The sequence below is a fragment of the Methylorubrum populi genome, from assembly GCA_036946625.1.
Classification (GTDB): Bacteria; Pseudomonadota; Alphaproteobacteria; order Rhizobiales; family Beijerinckiaceae; genus Methylobacterium; species Methylobacterium populi_C.
In genome coordinates this window covers 128,558-150,359 of the sequence record JAQIIU010000002.1, presented here as the reverse complement: position 1 = coordinate 150,359, position 21,802 = coordinate 128,558, and the positions used below count along the sequence as shown (strand labels likewise).

At 71.3% G+C, this 21,802-nt stretch carries 25 protein-coding genes; 11 read left to right on the top strand and 14 right to left on the bottom strand.

Annotated features, from left to right (window positions below):
* The first annotated feature begins 280 nt into the window (after positions 1–280).
* Positions 281–682, top strand: coding sequence for a response regulator (locus PGN25_02410; protein ID MEH3116477.1), 402 nt, complete (start codon positions 281–283; stop codon positions 680–682).
* 28 nt (positions 683–710) lie between these two features.
* Here the strand turns inward: PGN25_02410 and PGN25_02405 are convergent, their stop codons facing one another.
* From PGN25_02405 to PGN25_02395, 3 genes are read right to left on the bottom strand one after another with little or no spacing between them, the layout of a single operon-like run.
* A complete protein-coding gene (locus PGN25_02405; protein ID MEH3116476.1) occupies positions 711–2,069 on the bottom strand; it encodes a HAMP domain-containing sensor histidine kinase in 1,359 nt (452 codons plus the stop codon).
* Positions 2,066–2,740: a response regulator transcription factor gene (locus PGN25_02400; GenBank protein MEH3116475.1), complete on the bottom strand. Its 675-nt coding sequence runs from the start codon at positions 2,738–2,740 to the stop codon at positions 2,066–2,068. Before PGN25_02400 ends, PGN25_02405 begins: the two co-directional genes overlap by 4 nt.
* 27 nt (positions 2,741–2,767) lie before the next feature.
* On the bottom strand, positions 2,768–3,079 hold the full coding sequence (locus tag PGN25_02395) for a PepSY domain-containing protein (GenBank protein ID MEH3116474.1): 312 nt from the start codon (positions 3,077–3,079) through the stop codon (positions 2,768–2,770).
* Positions 3,080–3,239: 160 nt separating this feature from the next.
* On the opposite strand from PGN25_02395, the gene PGN25_02390 reads away from it, so the two are divergent.
* Positions 3,240–3,869 (top strand): thermonuclease family protein, encoded by a 630-nt coding sequence (locus PGN25_02390; protein ID MEH3116473.1) that lies wholly within the window; start codon positions 3,240–3,242, stop codon positions 3,867–3,869.
* A 3-nt stretch (positions 3,870–3,872) separates the two neighbouring features.
* On the opposite strand, the gene PGN25_02385 is transcribed toward PGN25_02390, so the two are convergent.
* Genes PGN25_02385 through PGN25_02370 form a run of 4 tightly spaced genes read right to left on the bottom strand, consistent with a single transcriptional unit; the run spans position 3,873 to position 6,440 of the window.
* Positions 3,873–4,175: a hypothetical protein gene (locus PGN25_02385; protein MEH3116472.1), complete on the bottom strand. Its 303-nt coding sequence runs from the start codon at positions 4,173–4,175 to the stop codon at positions 3,873–3,875.
* Positions 4,175–4,525, bottom strand: coding sequence for a DUF3325 domain-containing protein (locus tag PGN25_02380; GenBank protein ID MEH3116471.1), 351 nt, complete (start codon positions 4,523–4,525; stop codon positions 4,175–4,177). The genes PGN25_02385 and PGN25_02380 overlap by 1 nt, the downstream gene beginning before the upstream one ends.
* Positions 4,522–6,138 (bottom strand): PepSY-associated TM helix domain-containing protein, encoded by a 1,617-nt coding sequence (locus PGN25_02375; GenBank protein MEH3116470.1) that lies wholly within the window; start codon positions 6,136–6,138, stop codon positions 4,522–4,524. The genes PGN25_02380 and PGN25_02375 overlap by 4 nt, the downstream gene beginning before the upstream one ends.
* Positions 6,135–6,440, bottom strand: coding sequence for an iron transporter (locus tag PGN25_02370; GenBank protein ID MEH3116469.1), 306 nt, complete (start codon positions 6,438–6,440; stop codon positions 6,135–6,137). The genes PGN25_02375 and PGN25_02370 overlap by 4 nt, the downstream gene beginning before the upstream one ends.
* Before the next feature lie 635 nt (positions 6,441–7,075).
* Between PGN25_02370 and PGN25_02365 the strand changes: the two genes are divergently transcribed.
* Positions 7,076–7,303 carry a hypothetical protein gene (locus PGN25_02365; protein MEH3116468.1) on the top strand — a complete coding sequence of 76 codons (228 nt, stop codon included), beginning with the start codon at positions 7,076–7,078 and terminating at the stop codon, positions 7,301–7,303.
* Between the two features lie 491 nt (positions 7,304–7,794).
* Here PGN25_02365 and PGN25_02360 read toward each other — a convergent pair whose 3' ends face one another.
* The 3 genes from PGN25_02360 to PGN25_02350 all read right to left on the bottom strand — a co-directional run bounded on the left by PGN25_02360 (position 7,795) and on the right by PGN25_02350 (position 10,197).
* Positions 7,795–8,514 (bottom strand): sulfite exporter TauE/SafE family protein, encoded by a 720-nt coding sequence (locus tag PGN25_02360; protein MEH3116467.1) that lies wholly within the window; start codon positions 8,512–8,514, stop codon positions 7,795–7,797.
* Positions 8,515–8,810: 296 nt separating this feature from the next.
* Positions 8,811–9,557 (bottom strand): arginyltransferase, encoded by a 747-nt coding sequence (locus PGN25_02355; GenBank protein ID MEH3116466.1) that lies wholly within the window; start codon positions 9,555–9,557, stop codon positions 8,811–8,813.
* Between the two features lie 145 nt (positions 9,558–9,702).
* A complete protein-coding gene (locus tag PGN25_02350) occupies positions 9,703–10,197 on the bottom strand; it encodes an RDD family protein (GenBank protein ID MEH3116465.1) in 495 nt (164 codons plus the stop codon).
* A gap of 402 nt (positions 10,198–10,599) precedes the next feature.
* Between PGN25_02350 and PGN25_02345 the strand changes: the two genes are divergently transcribed.
* Positions 10,600–11,364: an SGNH/GDSL hydrolase family protein gene (locus PGN25_02345; GenBank protein ID MEH3116464.1), complete on the top strand. Its 765-nt coding sequence runs from the start codon at positions 10,600–10,602 to the stop codon at positions 11,362–11,364.
* Here PGN25_02345 and PGN25_02340 read toward each other — a convergent pair.
* Entirely contained in the window at positions 11,316–11,717 is a 402-nt protein-coding gene (locus tag PGN25_02340; protein ID MEH3116463.1) for a hypothetical protein, read from the bottom strand. The genes PGN25_02345 and PGN25_02340 overlap by 49 nt on opposite strands.
* 25 nt (positions 11,718–11,742) lie before the next feature.
* The gene (gene hemB / locus PGN25_02335) at positions 11,743–12,810 is read right to left on the bottom strand and encodes a porphobilinogen synthase (GenBank protein MEH3116462.1); all 1,068 of its coding nucleotides are present in this window, start codon (positions 12,808–12,810) and stop codon (positions 11,743–11,745) included.
* 781 nt (positions 12,811–13,591) lie between these two features.
* Between hemB and PGN25_02330 the strand changes: the two genes are divergently transcribed.
* The 3 genes from PGN25_02330 to PGN25_02320 all read left to right on the top strand — a co-directional run bounded on the left by PGN25_02330 (position 13,592) and on the right by PGN25_02320 (position 15,862).
* The gene (locus tag PGN25_02330; GenBank protein ID MEH3116461.1) at positions 13,592–14,719 is read left to right on the top strand and encodes an enoyl-CoA hydratase/isomerase family protein; all 1,128 of its coding nucleotides are present in this window, start codon (positions 13,592–13,594) and stop codon (positions 14,717–14,719) included.
* The gene (locus tag PGN25_02325; GenBank protein ID MEH3116460.1) at positions 14,716–15,183 is read left to right on the top strand and encodes a DUF6163 family protein; all 468 of its coding nucleotides are present in this window, start codon (positions 14,716–14,718) and stop codon (positions 15,181–15,183) included. Before PGN25_02330 ends, PGN25_02325 begins: the two co-directional genes overlap by 4 nt.
* Positions 15,184–15,343: 160 nt before the next feature.
* The gene (locus tag PGN25_02320) at positions 15,344–15,862 is read left to right on the top strand and encodes a winged helix DNA-binding protein (protein MEH3116459.1); all 519 of its coding nucleotides are present in this window, start codon (positions 15,344–15,346) and stop codon (positions 15,860–15,862) included.
* A gap of 157 nt (positions 15,863–16,019) precedes the next feature.
* On the opposite strand, the gene pqqA (PGN25_02315) is transcribed toward PGN25_02320, so the two are convergent.
* Both pqqA (PGN25_02315) and pqqA (PGN25_02310) read right to left on the bottom strand, forming a co-directional pair.
* Positions 16,020–16,109, bottom strand: a complete 90-nt coding sequence (pqqA, locus tag PGN25_02315; GenBank protein ID MEH3116458.1) for a pyrroloquinoline quinone precursor peptide PqqA — start codon at positions 16,107–16,109, stop codon at positions 16,020–16,022.
* Between the two features lie 59 nt (positions 16,110–16,168).
* Complete coding sequence (gene pqqA / locus PGN25_02310) at positions 16,169–16,258, bottom strand: pyrroloquinoline quinone precursor peptide PqqA (GenBank protein MEH3116457.1); 90 nt, start codon at positions 16,256–16,258, stop codon at positions 16,169–16,171.
* A gap of 860 nt (positions 16,259–17,118) precedes the next feature.
* Here pqqA (PGN25_02310) and serS point away from each other — a divergent pair.
* The 4 genes from serS to PGN25_02290 all read left to right on the top strand — a co-directional run bounded on the left by serS (position 17,119) and on the right by PGN25_02290 (position 21,622).
* Positions 17,119–18,675: a serine--tRNA ligase gene (gene serS, locus PGN25_02305; GenBank protein MEH3116456.1), complete on the top strand. Its 1,557-nt coding sequence runs from the start codon at positions 17,119–17,121 to the stop codon at positions 18,673–18,675.
* The gene (gene surE / locus PGN25_02300; protein MEH3116455.1) at positions 18,675–19,439 is read left to right on the top strand and encodes a 5'/3'-nucleotidase SurE; all 765 of its coding nucleotides are present in this window, start codon (positions 18,675–18,677) and stop codon (positions 19,437–19,439) included. Before serS ends, surE begins: the two co-directional genes overlap by 1 nt.
* Positions 19,440–19,475: 36 nt before the next feature.
* Positions 19,476–20,162 (top strand): protein-L-isoaspartate O-methyltransferase, encoded by a 687-nt coding sequence (locus PGN25_02295; protein MEH3116454.1) that lies wholly within the window; start codon positions 19,476–19,478, stop codon positions 20,160–20,162.
* Positions 20,163–20,326: 164 nt separating this feature from the next.
* Positions 20,327–21,622 (top strand): peptidoglycan DD-metalloendopeptidase family protein, encoded by a 1,296-nt coding sequence (locus tag PGN25_02290; protein MEH3116453.1) that lies wholly within the window; start codon positions 20,327–20,329, stop codon positions 21,620–21,622.
* Positions 21,623–21,802 lie beyond the last annotated feature (180 nt).

Below are 21,802 nucleotides of genomic sequence, written 5' to 3'. Positions count from 1 at the left end.
CTTCGGGTCCGGGTTCGCCTGCGGCGCCCCGGAATGACGGCGGAGGGTGCGGACGGGGCGGATCGGCATCCTGAAGGCTTGCCGTGTCAACACGCGTTCGGAGCCGTGCCCACCGGCCCGCGCCGTCGGCCGATCGGCGCGCCTCTGCGGGAAAAGCTCCCGCGAACTGGTCTTGCGAATTTTCGCCGGTTCTTCTGCGGCTCCGCTGAAACCAATTCCGGCTACGACCTTTAGAAAGGACAGTCCGCTCCCGTCCTCGCTCAGCTTGCTCCCTGATCCGATGTCCCTTCAGCCCAAGCTTCCTGATCCGCCCATCGATCCGCTCACCGAGTCCCGGATCCTCGTGGTCGAGGACGAGTGTTTCGTGCGCATGGTCGCCGTGGACATGCTGGAGGATGCCGGCCTGCCGGTGGTCGAGGCGCCCGACGCCGACGCGGCCCTTCGGCTCCTGGAAGGACGGGCGCAGGCCTTCGGCACCCTGTTCACCGACATCGACATGCCGGGCTCGATGGACGGCCTCACGCTCGCGGCGCGGGTGCGGGCGCGCTGGCCGCATATCCGGCTCGTCGTCACCTCGGGCCGGATCCGGCCGACGGGCGGCGAATTGCCGGACGCGGGCCGCTTCCTGCCGAAACCCTATTGCCGGTCCGATCTGCTCGGAGCGCTCGGGCACGCCGCCTGAGGGGCAGCGGCGGGACGGGCGGAGCGTGTCACGCCGTCCGGACCGGCCAGCGCAGTGCCACCCGCAGGCCACCGAGGCTCGAACGGCCGAATTCCAACCGCGCCCCGGCCCCTTCCGCGAGATCCCGGGCGATGGCGATGCCGAAACCGGTCCCGGGGCGGGTCTCGTCCCAGCGCCGGCCTCGGGCGATGCCGGCGATCGCCGCCGCGCTCATGCCGGGCCCGTCGTCCTCGATCGCGAGGCAGCCCTCCCCGTCCGCCTCGCGCCCCGAAACGACGATGCGGCGATGCGCCCATTTGCGGGCATTGTCCGAGAGGTTGCCCAGGATCTCGGTGAGATCGCCCTCGTCGCCGGGGAACCCGAGCCCGCCCGGCACGACGATCTCCCAGCGCAAGGCCTCGCCCTCGGGCAGCCGCTTCAGGGCGCCGACGATCCGCTCGATCACCGGGACGACCGGGCAGGCGCGCCGCCGCAGGCCGCCCGAGGCGGCCCGCGCGCGCGCCAGCGTCCGCTCCACCTGCCGGCCCATGGCCCGGGCCTGCTCGGCGATCTCCGCGGCAAGCGCCGGATCGCGCCCCTCCGTGCGGCGGGCCAGGGCGTCGAGCACCGCCAGCGGCGTCTTGAGGCCGTGCGCCATGTCGCCGGCGCCCGTCCGGGCGCGCGACAGATCCCGCTCCTGTGCGTCGAGCAGGCGGTTGAGGTCGGCCACCAGCGGGCGCACCTCTTCCGGGAAGGTCTCGGGGAGCCTGGCCCGCATCCCGGCATGAACCGCGGCGAGGTCCGCCTGCAAGGTGCGGAAGGGTGCCAATGCCCGGCGCACGAACAGCGACATCGCCAGCGTCAGCGCCGCGAACAGGGCGCCGAGGGAGGGCACCAGCAGGCGCAGGAAGGTGGCGCGGCTCTGGGCCAGATCGCGGCGGTCCTCGGCCACGGTGACGGCGAGCGGCACCGCGCCGCCGTTGCCGGGGATCGTGACGCGCCGGGTCACGGCGACGAGCCGCCCGCCGTCGGGCCCGGCGAGATCGCCGACCGCCGGCTCCTGCGCGGCGTCGGGCACCGTGCCGAGGCCGCGGTCCCAGAGCGAGCGCGAGCGCAGAGGAGCCCCGTCCGATCCGGCATCCCGGCGCTCGACCTGCCAGTAGAGACCGCCATAGGGCGCGGAAAAGCGCGAGTCCGGCGGCTCGCTCGGCAGGCGCAGCGTGCCGTCCGGCGCCAGGACGACCTGGCCGGCGATGAACTTGGCGGTGCGGTCGAGGCCGTCGGCGGTACGGGCGTCGAGCACCCGGTCGAGGATCAGCGTCAGCCCGATGCCGGCCAGCGCCAGCGCCAGGGCGATCAGCCCCGCGGCGGCGAGCCCGAGCCGCAGGCGCAGGGAGTCGCGCTTCACGGCACGCCGGGCGTGTCGGCCGGGACGAGGTAGCCGTGGCCGCGGCGGGTCTCGACGATGCCGGGGCCGAGCTTGCGCCGCAGCCGGGTGAGCAGGGCTTCGAGCGCGTTGGCCTCGCGGTCGCTGTCGCTGCCATGGAGATGGTCGAGCAGCTCGCCCGCCGGCACGACCTGCCCCTGGCGGTGCAGCAGGAAGGCGAGCAGGCGGTATTCCAGCGCGGTGAGGTCGGTCTCCCGCCCCGCCACCGAGACCGCGCGGGTGCGGGTATCGAGTTCGACCGCGCCCGCTCGCAGCACGGCTGAAGCGTGCCCGGCGGTGCGGCGCAGGATGGCGCGCAGCCGCGCCGCCAGTTCCTCCATCCGGAACGGCTTGACGAGATAGTCGTCGGCACCCGCGTCGATCCCCTCGACCCGCTCGCGCCAGCCGTCGCGGGCGGTGAGGATCAGGACCGGCAGGGCGACGTCCGCGGCGCGCAGGCGGCGCAGGACGCCGAGGCCGTCGAGGCGCGGCAGGCCGAGATCGAGCACCATGGCGTCGTAGGTCTCGGTCTCCGCCCGGAACCACGCCGCCTCGCCGTCGCCGACGATCTCGGCGACGTAGCCGGCCCGCTCCAGGCCCCCGCGGATGTCGGCCGCGATGCGCGGCTCGTCCTCTACGACGAGGATGCGCACGGGGCCGCCCTTCCAGACACGCGGCCCTCAATCATCGTCGTCCACGTCGAGAAGCTTGAGCGAACGGGCATCGATCTTCACGTCGCGGCGGCGCCCGTCGGAGCCGAGGATGCGCAGTTTGTAGAGCCAGCGTCCGTCGTCGCGCTTGAGGTCGAGCGCCACCACGTCCCCCGGCACGGCGGCGCGGGCGGCGGCCAGCACCGCATCGAGCGGGCGGATCTCGCCGCGCTCCAGCGCCTGCCTCGCCCGCTCGCCGTCAGAGGCGGATCGGGCCGGGGAGGCCGCGCCGAGCGCCAGGGGCAGTGCGAGGAGGAGCAGGCGGAACAGGAGGCGGGACATGGCGTGCGGAGGAATGGCGCGGGACGGAGATGCCCGATCCTGGCTGACGGAAGGCTGACGGGCGGCGTCAGGCCGGCGCGCGAGGCTCTCGGCGACAAGGCGGCATCGTCGGCGCACCGGCCGTGGCCGGCGCGTCACCCGCCTCGCAAGGTCGATCCCGATGTCGCTCACCGCCGCCATCCTGCTGATCTACGCCGCCTGCCTCGTCGGCACCATCGCCAGTCCGCCGGCGCCCGGCGAGCGCCCCGCCGACCAGATCGACGACCCCCCCCAGCGCCGGCCGATGGGCGTGCTCCTCGTCCCGCTCCTCGCCCTGCCGGCGGGCGCTCCGGCGCTTCCGGCCCGCGCCGCCGAGATGGCCCTCCGGCCGGTGAGCGGCCCGGCCACGGTGATCGACGGCGCCACCCTCGACATCGGCGGGCGGCGCCTGCGGCTGCACGGCATCGACGCGCCGGATCTCGACCAGACCTGCTTCGACGCGCAGGAGCGCGGCTATGCCTGCGGCCGGGCCGCCGCCGGAGCGCTGGCGGCGCGGATCGGCGGGGCGAGCGTCACCTGCGAGCCGCGCGGGCCGGCCGCGGACGGCGCCGCCATCGCCCTGTGCCGCCTCGGGGCGGACGACCTCGCCGCCTGGATGATCGGGAACGGCTACGCCGTCGCCGACCGGAGCGGCGCGGCTTACGCCGCCGAGGACCGGCGCGCCTGGGGCCGCCGCCTGGGGCTGTGGTCGGGCGTGTTCGAGATGCCGGCCGAACGGCGCCGGACGCGCGCCGCCCGCGCGTCGCTGTGAGGCTCAGACACGGCGGGCGAGCCCGCTCGCGAAATCGCGCAGGGCCGCCTCGACCATCGCGGCGACCTGCGCCTCCGTCTTCGGCGCACGGATGACGAGGCTCGCCATCACCTCCGGGTGGAGGCGCCGCTGCTTCGGCGTGCGGGCATGATTCGAGAGACGCAGCCGTTCCGGCCCGTCGCCGCGGGCGAGGTAGAGGCTGTCGCCGCGCCCGTTGCGGGCGACCTCGCGAAACCCGTGCGCGGCGAGGCGCTCGCCCGCCCGGGCGAGGGCCTGCCGGGGCGGCAGCGGCGCGATCGCCCGCATCAGGCCGCGGCGGCGAGAACGGCGAGCGGCACCGCCACCGCGACGAGGGCGGCGACCGCCGCCGGGGCGACGTAGCGCGGCCGGAAGGACAGCAGCAGCACGAGCGCGACACCGGCCCCGGTCAGCGCGCCGATCCACTGCACGGCGCCGAAGTGCCAGCCCTCGCACAGCCCGGCGACGGCGAGGGAGACGGCGATGGCGGACCAGCCGAAGACGCGCAGCCGCAGCACCGCCGCGCGCTCGGCCCGCCGATCGAACACCTCGGCGTGGTGCCGGTTCAGGCTGAGGCAGAGGGCGGCGAGCGCGGCGAAACCGAAGCCGAGATTCGCGGCGAGGACGGCGGGCGTCATGCGTGGGTCGGCTCCGTGTGCCGTGCCGGTGCGCGGGCGGGAGAGGCGGGAAGCGGCGCCGCCGCTGGCTTCGCGCCCCGCTCGCGCTTCGGCCCCTCGTAGCGCAGCACCGTGCGGGCCGCCACGGCGAACAGGCTCGCCAGCATCAGCATCGCCACGTCGAACCACGCGAACAGCGGGTCGCCGCCTCCCCTCCGCAAGGGGTGCCCGGGGATCGTCAGGATGTCGGCGGCCGCGACCGCGAGGCAGAGCGCCGCCACCGCCGCGAACCCCTCGCACCAGGCCCGGCGCTGCGGGCGGAGGAGCATGGCCAGGGCCACGGCGATCCAGGCCCCGAAGAAGGCGCGGATCTCCCACTCCCCGCGCGCGGCGAGATCGACCGGCAGGAGCCGGTTGGCGAGGAAGAACGTCGCCACCGCCGCCGGCAGGCCGGCGACGCTGCCGACGTTCAGGGCCTGGACGAGCCGCAGGCCGAAGAAGGGAGCCTCGCCCGGTTTCGGCAGGCGGGCGAACGACCACAGCACGAGGCCGGTGGCGACCATGGCGCAGCCCATCAGCCCGCACAGGAAGAACAGCAGGCGAAGGGCCGTGCCGGCGAAGTGCCCCTCGTGCAGGCCGGTCATCACCGTGAAGGTCTTGGCCGCGGGCCTGAGGCCGCCGCTGCGCACCTCCAGCACCGCGCCGCTGACGCCGTCGAAGGCGACCTGGGGATGCTCGTGCGAAAGGCCGCGCGGCTCCTCGAACACCGCCACCACGGTGGCGTTGGCGTCGCCATGGTTCGTGATCGCCAGCCGCTCCAGGGTTTCCGGCACGGTAGCCAGCGCGCGCTCGACGATCGGCCCGACCGGCGCCGGGACGGCGGGACGCCCCGCGGGCGGGCGCGGCGCGGTGATCCAGTTGGCCTCGGTGAAGAAGGCCTGGACGTTGCCCTGGTAGGCGGCGGTCACGCCCCAGGGCATGTAGAGCGTCGCCAGGGTGACGATGCCGGTATAGGTGATCATCAGGTGGTAGGGCAGGGCCAGCACGCCGGCGACGTTGTGCGCGTCGAGGAAGCTGCGCCGGGGCGCCTTGTCCCGCCGGAAGGTGAAGAAATCCGAGAAGATCCGCTTGTGGGTGACGATGCCGGAGATCAGCGCGATCAGCATGATCATCGCGCAGATGCCGACGACCCAGCGCCCCCAGATCGGCGGCATGTGCAGCTCGAAATGGAAGCGGTAGAGGAAGTCGCCGCCGCGGGTGTCGCGCACGGCGGCCTCGGCGCCGGTCCTCGGATCGAGCATGACGTGGCCCGGCGGCTCGCCGGGGCGGGTGCGCCAGAACAGGTCCAGCACCGGACGGTCGGGCCGCGGCAGGCCGATGAACCAGCCCCGCGCCGCCGCCGCGTGCTCGCCGAGATAGGCCACCGCGCGCTCGGCGGCGGCGGCGAGTTCCGGCCCTTGCGTAGCCCCTTGCATCGGCTCGGTCCGGACGAGTTCGGGACGCATCCAGCGGGAGATGTCGGCCCGGTAGTAGCTCGCGGTTCCGGTGACGAAGACGGAAAACAGCACCCAGCCGACGATCAGGCCGGACCACGTGTGCAGCCACGCCATGGACCGGCGGAAGCTTCCCTTCATGGCGCGAACCCCCGCATCGCCAGCCAGAGGAGGCCGCCGAGCACGAGGGCCGTGCCCGCGACCGTGAGGAACGCCCGCGCGAGCGTGCGGGTCGCGAAGACGAGCACGACGGTTCCCGCCATCACGGCGAAGCTGAGAAGCGTCGCCGTCGCCACCGCCTCCGAACGCGCCATCGGCAGGGTCAGCGACAGGAGCGCGGTGGCGAGCGCGGCGACGCCGTAGCCGCCGCCCGCCGCCAGCACGACCCGGCCGGCCACGGCGGCCCGATCGCGAAGGGATGTCGTGCCGCCTCGCGACGCCATGTCCGGTTTCCTACCAGCGGGTCCAACCCGCGCGCCGAGCTGGCCGAGCGGAAGCGGCATGATCTTCGCACATGATCCCCGAGACGTTTTCAACTCAGGCCAGGGACCCAAGCAGACACAACAAAATCACCGGGGCCGTATGACAAGGAGTGAATGACTCATGCAAGATCTATGTTTTGTAACTGTTATAAATCCAGATATTTCCATCGATTCGATCGATGGTTTGCAACTTATTCCGGATATTGCCGATTTTATCCAATGCGTTGCTTGAATGCATCATAAAGTTGCCGGGTCGGTCGGACGGCGAAGCGCGACGCCGCCCCCGCTGCCCATGCGTCCACCGGCCGGCACCGCAGCCCCGAAAAAGATCTTTCAAGAAGAACAGTGAAGCTTATGCGCCAGATCTTAACGGCAAGCTGCGACATCTTGCAAATATAAATATCAACGCACCTTGCACGATGAGACGAATTTTCTCAATTTTCGATGATCTGTTTTCATGAGAGGCGCTTTTCTCAGCGCGCTTCTGGACATAAATAGCCTTGAAGGCAACTTGGCATTGCGCCGAGGGCCGTGCACGATCGACGGCTCATCGCAATGGCGGATTGGGACGGCTCTCCTCGCCAAGGAAGCGTGTCATGCTCACCCTGTCTCTTCTGATCCTGACCGGCTTCGCCGTGGGATCCTATCTCCGGCTCGGCGCCGTCACTGCCGCCAGCCTGACCGTGATGGTGGTCTGGATCCTCACGAAGGTCTACGTTCAGACACTCACCGTGGTCGATGTCCTGATGCTGTTCGCCTATCTCTCGGCGCTGCAGGGCGGCTTCCTCATCGGAGCGTACAGCGCCACGCGGCCGAACGTCTGATACCAGGCTGCAGGGAAGCCGACCGATGGCCGGCTTCCCTGCGTCCGGCGGACGCCCGCCGCCGCGCCTTCGCGCGGGCAACCGGCGAGGAGCCGGGATCATCGCCGGTTGGTATGACCCGTTCGCCGACACTCTCCACCGCGGCGTCGCAGCCCGACGGATGACAGCCCGCGCCTCGACGCGCTCAGACCCAGACGATCTGCCCCGACAGCACGCAGGCCGCTCCCCACAGAGCGAGGGAGAGGCCGACGAACCCGAGACCGGAGACGCGTTGCGAGAGCTTCGAGGGCATGATGTCCGAGGCGTCCGGCCAGAATAATTTCGCGCAACCGATTTGTGCACAATTTCGTCGGAAAAAGGGCGGAGCGGACGGCAAACGGAGTCCAGCCATGCAAGGGCAGCCGGAGCACACGGCATCCGGCGCGCCGAGAGGCCACCTTTCGGGACGATGCTCTATCCCGACGGAGGAGGCCGGGCGGCGCGGCCACCGCTCACAATCGTGTCGTCAGCCGGGTCAGCCAACCGGGCGAGGCCGACACCAGGGCCGTCTCGATCGCCCTGTCGTAGCCGAGAGCGACGGTCAGGCCGGTCACGACGAGAATCAGGCCGAGCGCCGCCCTGAAGCCACGGCCGAGCCCCACCATCCGGTCGCGCCAGCGCAGCAGCACCTCCCGCGACAGCGTCCCGAGCAGGACGAGCGGCAGGGCCGCACCGAGTCCGAACAGCAGCATGGTCGCCGCGACCTGGCCGAGATCCCGTCCCTGCGCGGCCAGGAGCGAGGCGGCGCCGAGGGTCGGACCGACGCAGGGGCTCCAGACGGCGCCGAGAAGAAGGCCGACCCCGAACTGGCCGGTCAGACCCGCGGTCGAGAATCCGCCGAAGCGCCGCTCGGCCCAATCGCCGACGGGACCGGCCGCCACGGCCAGCCGCGTCTGGGCGGGCGGCACCAGCAGCACGAGGCCGAGCAGCGCCAGCAGGATCGCCGCGATGGTTCGGAACACGTCGGTGTCCAGGCCGATGGCGAAGCCGATGGTCGCCACGAACAGGCCGACCGCCACGAACGAGAGGGCAAGGCCTGCCGCCAGCGCGGCCGGACCGAGTCGGTGCTCCGAGGCGGCGGCGGCGAGCACCAGCGGCAGCAGCGGCAAGACGCAGGGCGAGAGCACCGAGAGGAGGCCGGCGAGAAAGGCGAGGCCGACATTCGTTGCCATGACCGGCCCTCGACGTCCTTCCGGTATTCCCGATCCCATCCGCCCCTGGGCTCTCGCCTCGACGCGCTCCCGCGCCGAACCGGCATCCCCGCCGGCGGAGGGCGCGCAACCAGGACACACCGCCCGAGCCGTGAACCATCGTCACCGGCCGCAGGGAAGCGGCGGCAATCCGATCGACGATGGCGGCGCGCTCCTGCGCCGGGGAAGACGGGCATCGGTCTCGGCGACCGCATGAAGCGGGGCCGTCCACCGCTCTCGGGCCCAGGCCGTCGTCGGCGAGGATCGTCTCAAGCCGGCTATTCCACCCGCATCCAGCCCTGCGGCATCAGCCGCTCCTGCGGCTTGAACTTGGCCTTGTAGTCCATCTTGCGGGAGCCATCGACCCAGTAGCCGAGATAGAGATACGGCAGGCCGAGCGCGCGGGCGCGGCGGATGTGGTCGAGGATCATGTAGGTGCCCAAGGAGCGGCTCGCCTCCTCGGGGTCGTAGAACGAGTAGACCATCGACAGGCCGTCGGCGAGCACGTCGGTGAGGCAGACGGCGACCGGGGCGCCGACGCCGCGGCCGTGGATCGCGCCGTCGGGCCCGCACGCGCGGTAGACCACGAGATGCGTGTCGACGTGGCTGTCCTCGATCATCATCGCGTAGTCGAGCACGGTCATGTCGACCATGCCGCCATCGCCGTGGCGGGCGTCGAGGTAGCGGCGGAACAGGGCGTATTGCTCGGAGGCCGGGCGGTTCGGCTCGGGCATGCCGATCAGCCCGGCATTGCGCTGGAGGATGCGCCGCTGGCTGCCGGTGATGGCGAAGTCCTCGACCACGACCCGCACCGAGACGCAGGCCCGGCAGGTCTCGCAGGCCGGGCGGTAGGCGATGGTCTGCGAGCGGCGGAAGCCGCCCTGGGTCAGGATCTCGTTGAGGTCGCGGGCGCGGCGCCCGACGAGGTGGGTGAACACCTTCCGCTCCTCCTGGCCCGGCAGGTAGGGGCAGGGGGAGGGCGCCGTGAGGTAGAATTGCGGGGTGTCGCGCGGATGGCTCGTCACGCTGGGAAGGCTCGCCCTCGGGGCCGGCGGCAACGGAAGACCGGGCCGCCGACGATCAGTGTAGCGGGATCGCGGCGGCGCTCAACCGGATTGATGGGGCCCGTCGGCGGCTTTCCGCCGCCGATGAGAGGTTCGGGGTGACGGATCAGATCCGCACCACCGCGAGGCCGAGCAGCAGGTCGTGGCCGAGGCGCCGGTCCGGGCGGACGAGGCCGAACACGATGTCGAGGCACCAGAGCAGGAAGGTCGAGATCGCCACGTAGAACAGCAGCGCGTGGACGGCGGCGGTGAGGAAATCCACCGGCCGGCCGCTCTCGGGCGCCACGACCCGCAGGCCCAGCATGCGCATGCCGAGCGTGCTCTGCTTGCGGCCGCCGACCGTGACCGCGCTGTAGAGGATGCCGCTGACGCCGAGGATCGGGAACAGCACCCAGGCGAAGCCGAAGGTGAGCACGCCGAGGATGGCGATCGCCGTGGCCAGCACCGCCGTGAACACGAAGATGAAGGCGAGGTCGAGCAGGTAGGCGATCGCGCGGCCGCCGAGGCTCGCTCGGATGGAAGGCACGGGGAGGCCGCCCGCACCCGGCATCCCCGCCGGGTCGGTGTAGCCGGGCTGATAGCCGGGGTGGAAGTCCGTCATGGGCGAAAGCCCCCTCGACCGTTGCGTGCAGTCTCGCTCAGGTGGGGAGGGGGTGCGACGCCGCCAAGAGGAGAGGAGAGGAGAGGGCAGCGCGCCGCATCGCATCTATGTGGGTAATTTTCCCACATAAGCCGGCAACAATCCAGGCCGAGAAGAGGGCCTCCGCCCCTCGATGGAGCCTCGTCCCGGATATCGGATCCGGGACGAGGCTCCCGGTTTTCGATTGTGCACCGTCTTTTCGGACAAGCCGGCCGCCGCCTCTCGGGACGATGCTCTAGCCGAGCTTCCGCCGCCGCGACGACGATTCTCAATGGGACCGCGCGGTGGCTTCCGGGCATCGCGTCCCCGCCCTCGCGCCGTCTTCGCAGACGGGCCGGCGCTCGCCCTTCGGACCGGCGCACCTTGCCCCGGTTCGCCACGCTTGGGCCCGGACCGGCACGGGGGGCGGGTCTCGGGCTCGGCCTGTGCCTGCTGGCGCTCGTCGCTCCCCCCGGCGCGCCCAGCCCGGCCCGGAGGGCGGACCGCTCGGTCCTGGAGCACGCGGCGGCGCGGCGCCCCGTCATCGCCGCCGCCCTGGCGGAGATCGCCCCCGGCACGGTGCTGATCGCGGGCGATTCCCACGCCGAACTGGCGGGGGATGCCGGGCTCTCCTGCGCCCCCCTCGTCAATGCGGGCCTCGCCGGGGCGCGGGCCCGCGAGGTCGCCGACGGCCTGAGCGGATTGCGGCGTGGCGGAAAAGCCCGGCTCGGCGTGCTGGTGGTCGGCACCAACGACCTCCTGCGGGTCGCGCGCCCGCTCTCGGGGGAGGCCCGGACCCGGTTCGCGGCGGAGGCCGGCGCCGGCCTCGCACGGCTCTCGGCCCATGCGGAGCGGGTGGTCGTCGCGGCGGTGCCGCCCCTCGGCGAGGCCGCCGCGGCCCGGCGCGACCCGGCGGCGGTGGCGGTCTATTCGGAGATCCTCAGAGCTCTGTGCCGGTCGGACAATTGCCGCTTCGCCGATCCCTTCGCCGCGATGCGGGCCGGCGATTCCGGGCTCGCCCGGCCGGGCCTGATGCCCGACGCGATCCATCTCGCCGACTATTCCGCGATGCTCGACGCCCTCGACCTGTGTCCAACGGATCATCGGCCGCCGGGATCGGCGGCTTCCGCCTCGGGCGTGGCCAGATAGTAGCGCTTGAGCAGGTAGAGCGAGGCGCCGTTCACCGGCCCCCGCTCGCTCGTCAGCGCGGTGAGGTCGTCGCCCGCCCCGAAATGGCAGACGAGGAAGCGGGGACGGGCCGCCTCGGACTTCGGCAGGGCGCCGCCCCCGACGAGGCGGTAATCGACGCGCACGCTGCCGCGGCTCGCGCCCGGGCCCACCCGCAGCAGGCCGACATCGGCACCCGGTGGGGCCAGCGCCGGCACGGCCCTTCGGCAGAGCGTGGCCCGGCGCCCGTCGACTGCGGTGCCGCAGCCCGATCCGGCCGCGAGCCAGAGGGAGAGGGCGCCGGCCAGCGCCGCCCGCCGCGAGGTCCGGACCAAGGCCGTCCCGCCTGCAGCGATCCCGTCAGGCGCCGGCGCGCAGGCGCTCGGCGACGCGGGGGGCGTAGTAGGTCAGCACGCCGTCGGCGCCCGCGCGCTTGAAGGCGAGCAGGCTCTCGGTCATGGCGCGCTCGCCGTCGAGCCAGCCGTTGCGGGCGGCCGCCTCGATCATCGCGTACTCGCCCGACACCTGATAGGCGAAGGTCGGCACGCCGAACCCGGTCTTCACCCGGGTGATGATGTCGAGATAGGGCAGCCCCGGCTTGACCATCACCGAATCGGCGCCCTCGGCGAGGTCGAGCGCGACCTCGCGCAGGGCCTCGGCCGCGTTGCCGGGGTCCATCTGGTAGGTGCGCTTGTCGCCGACCAGCGCGGCCTTCGTGCCGATGGCGTCGCGGAACGGCCCGTAGAAGGCGCTGGCGTATTTCGCGGCGTAGGCCATGATCTGCACGTCGCGAAAACCAGCCCGGTCGAGGCCGTTGCGGATCGCGCCGACGCGCCCGTCCATCATGTCGGAGGGGGCGATGATGTCGGTGCCGGCCTCGGCCTGGATCAGGCTCTGCTCGACCAGCACGGCGACCGTCTCGTCGTTGAGGATGGCGCCGTCCTCGATCAGCCCGTCATGGCCGTGGCTGGTATAGGGGTCGAGCGCCACGTCGGTCATCACGCCGATCTCGGGCACGGCGCGCTTCACCGCCCGCACCGCCCGGCAGACGAGGTTTTCGCGGTTCAAGGCCTCGGAGCCGGTCGGGTCGCGCAAGGACGCCTCGGTGTAGGGGAAGAACGAGACCGCCGGAATGCCGAGCCGGGCCGCGCGCTCGGCCTCGCGCACGATCTCGTCGACGCTGAGCCGCTCGACGCCGGGCATGGAGGCGATCGGCTCGCGCCGCCGCTGCCCCTCGATCACGAAGAGCGGCCAGATCAGGTCGTCGACGGTCAGCGTATGCTCGCGCACCAGCCGGCGCGACCATTCCGCCTTGCGGTTGCGGCGCGGGCGCTGGGTGAGGCTCAGCGGCCCCGCGCCGGGGGCGGCCTCGCGCGCGGTCTCGATGGCGAGCGGGCGCGGGGTTGCGTCTGCGGTTGCGTCTGACATGGCGCAAGAGCCTCCGAAGGCATCACGACGTGGATCGGAGCCGTGGATCCCGAGGGGCGAGCGGGCGCGGCTCCGGGCGGCGCACCCCGCGCGTCCCTCTCACGAAACGGCTCGGACACCGGCACGTTTCCGCCGCGGGGGCGCGCGTGAGGAGGGCCCCCGCGGGAGGCGCGGGCCATGGGCAAGCGCCCTAGCACATCCGGATTCGCGGCCGAAAGGCGCTGTCGCCGCAGGGCAGGCACCCGCTCGGGGGCACCTTCGACGCCGCCGCGATGCGATTCCCGATCGGGCGCCGGATTCCCTTCCGTTCCCGACAAGGCAGCGGACCTGGGCGCGACTCGACGACAAATGCGCAGCGCGGCAAAACTTGCAGTCAGTCAATTGTCTGCAATACAGGCCTGAGAGCCTGTCTGACTGCAGTGATCCCATCTCGCCCCTCATCCTGAGGTGCCGCGTGAGCGGCCTCGAAGGGGGCTCCAGATCCCGCGCGATTCCTGGAGCCCCCTTCGAGGCCTCCGCTGCACTCCGGCACCTCAGGATGAGGGTGGGGATGGGATCATCGCAGTCGAACAGGCTCTGAGAAGCGCCCGCGCTTCCGCAACCACGACCGTGGGCGGCGCGAATCGGGAGGAGGCGCGCCGCCTCGTTGACGCCCTGCCGGGGAATTCGTCTAAGGAGGCCCCCCGGGGCTCCCGGTCGGCGATCGTCTTCCCGCGCCGCCGGCGATGCGGACGGCGTTGCGCGGGCGAGGCCCGGGAAAACGGGCGGAGCGGAGCGCGAGATGGCGGAAGGGTTGGCGCAAGGGGGGACGATGGAAGGGCAGGGGGCGGAGCCCGAGATCGCCTTCGAGACCCGCGGGGCGGCCGGACTGATCACCCTGAGACGGCCCAAGGCGCTCAACGCCCTGACCCTGCCGATGGTGGAGGCGATGCACCGGCAGCTCCGGGCCTGGGCGGCGGATGCGCGGGTCACCCGGGTCGTGGTGCGCGGCTCCGGCGGGCGCGCCTTCTGCGCCGGCGGCGACATCCGCCGGATCCACGCCCTCGGCCGGGCCGGGCGCCACGCCGACGTAATGGCGTTCTGGCGCGAGGAGTACTGGCTGGACGCCGCCGTGAAGGCCTACCCGAAGCCCTACATCGCCCTGATCGAGGGCATCGTGATGGGCGGCGGCGTCGGCATCTCCCTGCACGGCGACGTGCGGGTGGCGGCCGAGAGCTACAGCTTCGCCATGCCCGAGACCGGCATCGGCTTCTTCCCCGATGTCGGCACGACCTACGCCCTGCCGCGCCTGCCCGGCTGCACCGGGCGCTACCTCGCCCTGACGGGCGCCCGGATCGGCGCGGGCGACGCGCGCGCCGTGGGGCTCGTCACCCACGCGGCCCGGGCGGCCGATTTCGAGACCATCATCGACCGGCTCGCCGCGGGCGCGGACATCGCGGCCGCGCTCGACCGGCTCGACGTGCCGGCCCTCGAGACCGGTCCGCTCGTCGCCGAGCGGGCGCTGATCGATGCCTGCTTCTCCGCCGACGGCGTCGCGGAGGTGCTCGTCCGGCTCGACGCGGCGGCGCGGGAGGGCTCCGCCTTCGCGGGCGACACCGCGGCGACGATCCGCACCCGCTCGCCCACCAGCCTCACCGTCGCCCACGCGCTGATGCGCCGCGGCGGCGGCATGAGCTTCGCGCAAGCCCTGCTCGCCGAGTACCGGCTGTGCGAGCGGGCGATGCGCGGGCACGACTTCTACGAGGGCGTCCGGGCGGTGATCGTCGACAAGGACAACCGGCCGGCCTGGCGGCCCGCCACCCTGGAGGCGGTCGATGCCGCCGCCATCGAGGCGGCGTTCGGCCCGTCCGAGGGGCCCGAACCCCGCTTCGACGGCAGCCAGGGTCCCGCCGAAGGAGGCCGGCCGTGAAGGCGCTCGCCAAGGTCGGCGCGACCCGCGACGGGCGCGGTCGCCCGAGCCCGGGGGCGGGCGACCGGATCGAGGGCAGCGCGCCCAAGGCGCAGACCCGCTGGGACGTGGTGCTGGTCTGGTTCATGCGCGTCACCGCGCTGATCTGGCTCGCCAAGGGGCTCGCGACCTGGGGCGAGATCCTCGACCTGATCCCCGGCCGGCCCCCGTTCGCCGCCCTGTCCCCGGGGCGGCAGTCGGCGATCGTCTACTTCGCGGTGATCGACTTCGTGGCGGCGGTCGGCCTGTGGCTGGCCAGCGCCTGGGGCGGCGTGGTCTGGCTGCTCGCCGCGACCTCGGCGCTGACGCTGGCGCTGCTGACGCCGCAGCTCCTGCCGATGTCGCTGCCGCTGATCGCAGTGCAGGCAAGCATCGTGGCCGTTTACTTCGTGCTGTCCTGGCTGGCCGCGCGCGATGTAGGCTAATGGGAGGTCAACATCATCGTTTCATTTTGCATTTACCGACAGAAGTAAATCGCGAGTTCATCCTGTCGCTTAAATCGGCTTTCATCGGTGCGGCCTAGGTTCGGCCCATGAGCGATGCCGGCCGGCAAGAGCCGGCACGAACCGACAGGAAGGCACCACGATGAGCACCAAGGCCGCCGGCACCGCCCTCAGGACCACCGATGCCGCCCCGCAACCCCAGGGTGCCGCCGGCTCCTATCTCGAGGCGCTGCACCTCGTGGAGCGGCTGCACCGCCGCCTCCTCGACGTGATCAAGGACGAGTTCGACCGGCGCGGCCGCGAGGACGTCAACAGCGTCCAGGCGCTCCTGCTCTACAACATCGGCGACAAGGAGCTGACCGCCAGCGAGCTGCGCTCCAAGGGTTACTATCTCGGCTCGAACGTCTCCTACAACGTCAAGAAGCTGGTCGAGGCCGGCTTCCTGCACCACGCCCGCTCCAAGACCGACCGGCGCTCGGTGCGCATCAGCCTGACGCCCAAGGGCCGCGAGATCCACGACCTGATCCAGAGCCTCTACGACAAGCACGCCCGCACGATCCAGCCGATCGGCGGCATCTCCGAGGACGATTTCGGCCGCCTCAACCAAGCGCTCGCCCGCCTGGAGCGCTTCTGGACCGACCAGATCCGCTACCGGCTCTGACCACTCACGTCGAGAAGTCGGACAACGGAAGGCCGGAGGGTTCGCCAGAACCCTCCGGCCTTCCCCGTTTCTGGCCGCGACGCCCGCAAACGAAAAGGGCGCCACCCTGGTCGGGTGACGCCCTTCGTCCCACCGGGTCGAACCGGCGACGGCCTTCTCAGTTGAAGGTGTCGATCTCGGCGGACTCGTAGGAGGTGACTTCCATGCCGACGCAGATCTCGGCAACGACGGGAGCGGACCACTTCATGACGTTTCTCCTGATGGAATGTTGGATGAACCGAACCAGCCTGGGCCGGCGACGCCTTCTCAGTTGAAGGTGTCGATCTCGGCGGACTCGTAGGAGGTGACTTCCATGCCGACGCAGATCTCGGCAACGACGGGGGCAGACCACTTCATGGCGCGTCTCCAAGCGATGTTTTGAATACGAAGGCCGGTCTCACGACCGCCCCACCCTCGAACGGAGGTGGTGGCCTTTCGTTTGCCGGGCCCCTCGTGTTCGACGTCCCTGATATAGGGGATCCGTTGGGCGCAATTCAAGCGGGCCCTACACTTATATTTCTCATAGAGATTTCTTAAGACCGCTCGAGCCGAGGCTGAAAAGCAGCAGTTCCGTGCAGGTCGTGCGGAAAAATGCCGACACATCAGCGATATGATGCCGGATTTGCGCCCGTGCAAGACGAGGGCGCAGGGCGTTTTTCCGATCTTTTGCCACTTTATCCCTTTGATTTTTGTTAGAGCCTGTTTGACCGGCCGCCGTGTCTTCGTCAGGCCACGGCAAGGCGAGAGGAAGGTCCTACTCCCATCCTGAACCCTCATCCTGAGGTGCCGGAGCGGAGCGGAGGCCTCGAAGGGGGCTCCAGGAACCGCGCGGGATCTGGAGCCCCCTTCGAGGCCGCTCACGCGGCACCTCAGGATGAGGGTCGAGATGGGATCACCGCAGTCAAACAGGCTCTCAGACGGCTGCCGCTCCGTCCCTCCTTCCGTCGTCATTCCGGGGCGCCGCAGGCGAACCCGGACCCGAAGGGGCGTACCGTCCACGACCGGTCGCGACGCCGGGCTTCGGCGACGCGTCACGGGTAGGTTCCGGGTTCCGCTGCGCGGTCCCGGAATGACGGCGGTGAGGAACCGGGGAGGGTCGGCGAGAGCGTTCACCCGCGTTCGGAGCCCTTGCGGGGTCGAGGCCCCGCTCTTGTGATGCGGGGGGCGATGCGGCAAAGCGGGGCCCTCGCGCGCCTTAGAGCTTCCAGAGCCCCGACATGCACGACATCCGCGCCATCCGCGAGAACCCGGAGGCCTTCGACCGCGACCTGGAGCGCCGCGGCCTCCCGGCCCTCAGCGCCGAGCTGATCGCCCTCGACGATGCACGCAAGGGCGCCGTCTCGGCGGCGCAGGGCGCCCAGGAGCGGCGCAACGCGCTGTCGAAGGAGATCGGGGCCGCCAAGAAGGCGAGGGACGAGGCCCGCGCCGCCGAACTGATGGCCGAGGTCGCCCGCCTCAAGGAGGAGGCGCCGGGGCTGGAGGCCGCGCAGGGAGAGGCGGAAAAAGCCCTTGACGCGCGCCTCGCCGCGATCCCGAACCGGCCGAAGGCGGAGGTGCCCCCCGGTGCCGACGAGCACGGAAACGTCGAGTACCGCCGGTTCGATTCCTCGCGCGAGCGCCTGGGCGAGGGCCGCCAGCATTTCGAGCTCGGCGAGGCCACCGGCCTGATGGATTTCGAGGCGGCGGCCAAGCTCTCCGGCTCGCGCTTCGTGGTGCTGAAGGGCCAGCTCGCCCGGCTGGAGCGGGCGCTCGGCCAGTTCATGCTCGACCTGCACACGGGCGAGCACGGTTATTTGGAAGTTGCGCCGCCGGTTTTGGTTCGGGATGAGGCGATGTTCGGTACGGCGCAACTGCCGAAGTTCGCATCTGATCAATTTCTTAGCATAAGTGGTGCCATACCTGATGATGAGAGGGACATTTTTGATCGTGCAGTAGAGCGCATTGAAGATATTAGCTTACTAAGGAAGGAAATGTACGATCTGGCCGACAAATTGCCATATTTCATAGAGCGAATCGAAAAAGCCGCCGGTGAAGATTCAGACAAAAATGACAGCGCCTCTAATTGGGCAAGAATTTTGCTATCCGATTTTAAAGAGGAGATATCCGAAATTGATAAACTCAAAAAACGAGATTTGAACTGGATTCAACTTGCATCGACCGGCAAGTGGCTCATCCCCACGGCGGAAGTCCCCCTCACCAACCTCGTCCGTGAAACCATCCTGGCCGAGGACGAGCTGCCCTTGCGCTTCACCGCGCTCACCCCCTGCTTCCGCGCGGAGGCCGGGGCGGCGGGGCGCGACACCCGCGGCATGCTGCGCCAGCACCAGTTCAACAAGGTCGAACTCGTCTCGATCACGGCCCCGGACAAGTCGGCGGAGGAACACGAGCGGATGCTCGCCTGCGCCGAGGCGGTCTTGAAGAAACTCGACCTGACCTACCGCGTCATGACGCTCTGCACCGGCGACATGGGTTTTGCCAGCCAGAAGACCTACGACATCGAGGTCTGGGTGCCGGGCCAGCGGACGTACCGGGAGATTTCCTCCTGCTCGGTCTGCGGCGACTTCCAGGCGCGGCGGATGAACGCGCGCTATCGGGCGAGGGAGGGCAGGGCGGTCAATTTCGTCCACACCCTGAACGGCTCGGGCGTCGCGGTCGGCCGCGCGCTGATCGCCGTGATGGAGAACTACCAGAACCCCGACGGCAGCGTCACGATCCCGTCGGTGCTCCAGCCCTACATGGGCGGCCTGAACCGGATCGAGGGACCGAACCACTGATGCGCATCCTGGTCACCAACGACGACGGCATCCACGCGCCGGGCCTGGAGACGCTGGAGGGCATCGCCCGGCGCTTGAGCGACGACGTCTGGGTGGTCGCGCCCGAATACGACCAGTCGGGCGTCTCGCACTCGCTCTCGCTGAACGATCCCTTGCGCCTGCGGCAGATCTCCGAGAAGCGCTTCGCGGTGAAGGGCACGCCCTCCGACTGCGTGATCATGGGGGTGGCCCACATCCTCAAGGATCATAAGCCGGACCTGATTCTCTCCGGGGTCAACCGCGGTCAGAACGTCGCCGAGGACGTGACCTATTCCGGCACCATCGCCGGGGCGATGGAGGGCACCATCCTCGGCATCCGCTCGATCGCGCTGAGCCAGGCTTACGGCGCGGGCGGGCGCGGCAGCCTGAAATGGGCCTGTGCCGCCGAGCACGGGCCGCGGGTGATCCAGAAAATCCTGGAGATCGGGATCGAGCCCGGCATCCTCGTCAACGTCAATTTTCCGGACTGCGAACCGGATCAAGTGCAGGGCGTGGCGGTCTCGGCCCAGGGGCAGCGCAACCAGGCGCTCCTGCGGATCGACGCCCGCCACGACGGGCGCGGCAACCCCTATTTCTGGCTCGCCTTCGCCAAGGCGCGGTTCGAGCCCGGCAACGGCTCGGACCTCAAGGCGATCGCCGAGAACCGCATCGCGGTGACGCCGCTGCGGCTCGACCTCACCGACGAGCCGGAACTGACCCGCTTCGCCGCGGCGTTCGAGGCGTGAGGCGAGGGCTGGGGCGAGGGGCGGGAACAGGCGGGCATGTCCGCGATCGGGTCGCCTGAGGCCGAGGATCCCGAGGGCCACGCGGAGGCGGCCGGCAACGCCGCCTTCGTGCTCCTCCTGCGCGAGCGCGGCGTGCGCGACACCGCGGTGCTGCGGGCGATGGAGCGGGTGCCCCGCGAGCGCTTCGCGCCCCCGGCCCTGCGGGCGCATGCCCGGCGGGACATCGCCCTGCCGCTCGCCTGCGGCCAGACCATGACCGCGCCGAGCGTCGTCGCGGCGATGCTCGGCGCCCTCGACATCGCCCCCGGCGCCCGGGTGCTGGAGATCGGCACGGGCACGGGCTACGTCACCGCCCTGCTGGTGCGGCTCGGGGCGGCGCACGTGCGCAGCCTGGAGCGCTACGGGGCGCTGGCGCGGACCGCCCGCGCCCATCTCGGACGCGACCTCGACGACGCCACCGTCGAGATCGGCGACGGGCTCGCGGCCGAGGCCGTGCGGGGCGGGGCGTTCGACCGCATCCTCGTCAACGGCAGCCTGGAGGCGCTGCCGCCGCACCTGCCCGCGGCGCTCAAGCCCGGCGGGCGGCTGGTGGCCGGTCTCTGGACCGGACGGGGAAGCCGGCTGCTGACGCTCGCCCGCGACGGCGCGGCGGCCTACGCGCGCACGGAAGGGGCGGCGCTGCAGCTCGGCCCGCTGACTCCGGGCCGGGCACGGACGCCGTAGCCGCGCGACCGTCGTGCACGGTATCCGCGCCGCGGCCGGGGTTCCTCAACCTTACCGGAACACGCGCGAAACCGACGCCCGTGCGGATCTCGGGAACGGTTGCTTAACCTGAATCCCGTTTGAATGGCGCATCACGTTGCGTCAGTGTTCAAGCGGGTGCGTCGATGCGGGTTCGGGGGACGGTTCTGGGCTTGAGGACGCTGTCGCGCTTCGCCCTCATCGGAATGATCGGCGGCGGCGCCGCCGCCTGCTCGTCGGACGCCTCGCGTCTGGGCGACCCCTTCACCAACCCGTTCGCCTCCCTGGCGGGCGAGCCCTCGGCCACCGGCAGCCTGCCGGAGGGCGGAGCCGAGGGCGAGGCCGAGATGGCGCCGGCGCCGGCGATCCGCACCCCGCGCATCCAGTCCCAGGCGCTGCCCGCCCCCGGCCCGGCCCTGTCGCCGCGCCCCTCGGCGATGGCCCCGGCCCGGACCGCGACCCGCGTGGCGACGGCCGAGCCGATGAGCGGCGGAATGGCGAGCAACGTGGCCGGCATGAACCCGGATGCCGGCCGCGCGATGACGCCGCGCGCCTCCACCCCGGCGCCGCAGCCCAAGCTCCCGTTCGGCAAGCCCGTCGACAAGGCAGCGGAGAAGCGCGCCGCCGAGGCCGCGGCCGCGAAGGCGGCCGAGGCCCGGCGCGAGGCCGAGCGGCAGGCCGCCGCCGCCAAGATCGCCGAGGCCAAGGCGGTCGCGAAGGCGGCCCAGAGCCGCAAGCTCGCCGAAGCCAAGACTGCCGAAGCCAAGACCGCCGAAGCGAAGAAGGCGGCCGAGGCTCAGAAGCATCCGCGCCCGGGCCAGAAGGGCGCCGAGAAGGTCGCCAAGGCCGAGACCAAGTCCGATCCGAAGGCCGAGGCCAAGCAGGCCAAGGCGGACGCCGCCAAGAAACTCGCCGAGGCCCGCGCGGCGGAAACCGCCGCGAAGGCCGCCGCCAAGGAGAGCAGGGAAGCCGCCAAGGCCCCCGCGCCGGAGGCGGCTCCGGCGGCTCCGGTGAAGGTGGCGAGCGCCGACGCGTCCGCGCCGATCCCCGCCGCCGTGCCCGCCGCGCAGCCGGCCGAGTCGTTCCGCTGGCCGGCCAAGGGCCGCATCATCAACGGCTACGGCTCGTCGGGCAACGAGGGCATCAACATCGCCGTGCCCGAGGGCACGCCGGTCAAGGCGGCCGAGGACGGCACGGTGGCCTATGCCGGCTCCGACGTGAAGGGCTACGGCAAGCTGGTGCTGGTGCGGCACAACAACGGCTACGTCTCCGCCTACGCCCACAACGGCGAGCTCGACGTGCGCCCCGGCGAGAAGGTGAAGCGCGGCCAGACCATCGCCAAGTCGGGCGCCACCGGCAACGTCACCTCGCCGCAGCTCCACTTCGAGATCCGCAAGGGCGCGACCCCGGTCGACCCGATGCCGCACCTCGCCGGCAACTGATTCTTTCGTCGGATTCGCAGACGGAGGGCGGTCCCGCGAGGGGCCGCCTTTTTGTTCGGGCGCTTCGGCTTCGGTGATGCCTCCGTCATTGCGAGGCCCGGCGCAAGCAATCCAGGGCACCGCCCTATCCGGAAAGGTCGCGCACCTGGATCGCTTCGCATGCGCTCGCGATGACGGCGA